Below are 2,518 nucleotides of genomic sequence, written 5' to 3'. Positions count from 1 at the left end.
GTAAGCGGGTAGCCGCGGCCGTTCAGGCTTTGAAGTTCCAGGGCATGAGATCGTCGATCCGGGAGATCGGCCAGCCCTGGGCAATGCGCTCGAGGGTCTGGGCGAGCCAGGCGTGTGGATCGACGTCGTTCATTTTTGCCGTTTGAAGGAGCGTCGCGATGGTCGCCCAAGTCCGGCCGCCGCCATGGGAACCGGCGAAGAGGCTGTTCTTTCTCGTAATTGTCTGCGGCCTGATTGCCCGCTCGACGATGTTGGAGTCGATCTCGATGCGCCCGTCAGTCAGGAAGCGCTCGAGAGCGGCGCGCCGGGAGATGGCGTAGCGGATTGCTTCGGCGAGTTTGGATTTGCCGGACAGGCGTGGCAGCTCCTTGCCCCACAATTCGAAGAGGCCGGCGACGATAGCGGTGGATTTCTCCTGACGGATATTCGCCCGTGCCGCGGGATCGAGGCCGCGGATTTCGGTTTCGACCTTCCACAGCGCCGCCATGGCCTTCACCGTTTGCGTCGCCAGTCGCGAACTGCCGTTCACATGCAGCTCGTAGAACTTGCGCCGCACGTGGGCAAAACAGGCGGCCAGTTGCACGCCGTCATTGGCGCCGGCGGATTTGACCAACTGGTTGTAGGCAGCATAGCCATCCACCTGCAGGATGCCGGCAAAGCCTGCCAGATGGCGCGCCGCGCATTCGCCGCCACGGCTGTCCTCGAAGCGGTAGGCGACCATCGGCGGACCGGCACCGCCAAAGGGCCGGTCATCCCTGGCATAGGCCCACAGCCAGGCTTTCCGGGCCTTGCCGGTTCCAGGCGCGAGCGTTGGCAGGGTGGTCTCGTCGGCAAAGACCCGTTCGCCCTGCTTGATCTTTTCCAGCACATAGTCGGCCAGCGGCTGCAACTCGAAGCCGACCTTGCCCATCCATTGCGCCATTAGCGAGCGGTGAAGCTCAACGCCGTCGCGCGCATAGATCGCTTCCTGCCGGTAGAGCGGCAAGCCGTCGGCGTATTTGGCGACCGCAATCTGCGCCAGCAGTGCCTCGCTGGGAATGCCGCTGTCGATGATGTGGGCGAGCGCGGCCGCCTGGATCACGCCGTCGCGGCCCCTGTAGGCGTATTTCGGGCGCCGGGTGACGATTACCCGGAACCGCGCCGGGGTCACGTCCAGCCGTTCCGACACGTCCTCGCCGATCAGAACCCTTTCCAACTCCTCGCAGCCGGCGGGGACCTCAGGCTCGATGACGATCTCGACCCGCTCCAGATGCGCGGCAAAGCCCTTGCGCGGACGTGGCGCTCGTTTCGGCCTGTCCGGCCTGGCGCGCTCCAGTTCGGCCTCGAGCGCCGCCACGCCGGTCTCGATCTCGTCGAACACGAAGGCGATCTGCTCATCGCTCGGCTGCTCGCCGCGCAGCCGTTCCGAGCGCGTGCCGAAGCGTGCCCGCTCCAGCATCTTCACAATCGCCGTCAATTCGAGAATGCGCTCGTCGGCGGTCTTGTTTACCGTCTCGAGGTGGACATTGCGGGCTTGCAGATGGGCGTTGCGCGCTTCGATCCGGGCCCGCTCTTCGACCATGGCCACGACCATCGCCTTGAGCGCATCAACATCGTCCGGAAGCTCTGCAGCAGCCATCGCCATGGCCGCAATCACAGCATGTTCGCGGCCGTTTTCCCAACGCTTTCAACGTCCTGATTCAACTTGCCACAGGCCCTTCAGCCGACCGATCGCGGCCGCTTGACCGCCACCGGTCGGACCTTCTTCCAGTCCAGCCCGTCGACCAGTGCCAGGAGCTGCGCGTGGTTCAGACGCACCCGGGTCGGCGCGATCTTCGGCCAGCAAAACTTCGTCTCTTCGAGCGTCTTGGCAAACAGGCATACCCCGGACCCGTCCCACCAGACCGCCTTTACCCTGTCCGCCCGTTTCGAGCGGAACACGTAAAGCGCGCCGTTGAACGGATCGGATCCGCCATCTCGTACCAGCGCCATCAAGCCGTTCGCTCCCTTGCGGAAGTCGACCGGCGTCGCCGCCACGTAAACCTGCACGCCCGCCGGGATCATGCCGCCCGAACCGCACGGATGACCTTGGTCAGGTGATCGGCATCAACATCGGCGCCGGCGCGCACCACGACGTCGCCAACGACGATTTCCACCATGTCGCTGCGCACCGCCTCAAAACGCGTGAACTTCACCGGCTTGTCCGGCGCTGCCGCCAGCGGCGCAACCATGCCCGACGCCAGCGCCTTGCGACGCCACGCATAGACCTGCGAGGGATCGAGGCCGTGAGAACGGGCAATCGCCGACACGTTCGCCCCCGGCGCAAACGTCTCCGCCACGATCCTGGTCTTCGCATCCCGCGACCAGGTCCGAACACGCCGGGCCGGACTGTGCGCAAGCCGAACCGGCTCGACCGTGAGAACCTCGAAGTTCTTGCTATCAGACATATGTGCGCTCACAGGAGCCTCCCAGGACAAATCACCCTGGAGACTCCCAGATCAGCGAACCAGCCGCTACGTGGGGTGACCTACGCGCTTAC

General features: G+C 64.9%; 3 protein-coding genes. All 3 read right to left on the bottom strand.

The genetic code is table 11. The annotated features are described in order from the left end of the window. Nucleotides 1-22: 22 nt before the first annotated feature. Nucleotides 23-1,624 (bottom strand): IS66 family transposase, encoded by a 1,602-nt coding sequence (tnpC, locus tag EET67_RS25250; protein WP_128628908.1) that lies wholly within the window; start codon nt 1,622-1,624, stop codon nt 23-25. 74 nt (nt 1,625-1,698) lie between these two features. Next, nucleotides 1,699-2,043, bottom strand: a complete 345-nt coding sequence (gene tnpB / locus EET67_RS25245; RefSeq protein WP_128628907.1) for an IS66 family insertion sequence element accessory protein TnpB — start codon at nt 2,041-2,043, stop codon at nt 1,699-1,701. Further along, complete coding sequence (locus tag EET67_RS26755; RefSeq protein ID WP_170313249.1) at nt 2,040-2,426, bottom strand: transposase; 387 nt, start codon at nt 2,424-2,426, stop codon at nt 2,040-2,042. The genes tnpB and EET67_RS26755 overlap by 4 nt, the downstream gene beginning before the upstream one ends. Nucleotides 2,427-2,518 lie beyond the last annotated feature (92 nt).

The sequence above is a fragment of the Borborobacter arsenicus genome (genome assembly GCF_003934165.1).
Classification (GTDB): Bacteria; Pseudomonadota; Alphaproteobacteria; order Rhizobiales; family Rhizobiaceae; genus Pseudaminobacter; species Pseudaminobacter arsenicus.
This window is presented reverse-complemented; position numbering and strand designations above follow the sequence as displayed.

What these genes read in the sequence shown, in the direction of transcription:
- tnpC (WP_128628908.1), bottom strand. Translation starts at nt 1,624, where the DNA reads ATGGCGATGGCTGCTGCAGAGCTTCCGGACGATGTTGATGCGCTCAAG.
- tnpB (WP_128628907.1), bottom strand. Translation starts at nt 2,043, where the DNA reads ATGATCCCGGCGGGCGTGCAGGTTTACGTGGCGGCGACGCCGGTCGAC.
- EET67_RS26755 (WP_170313249.1), bottom strand. Translation starts at nt 2,426, where the DNA reads ATGTCTGATAGCAAGAACTTCGAGGTTCTCACGGTCGAGCCGGTTCGG.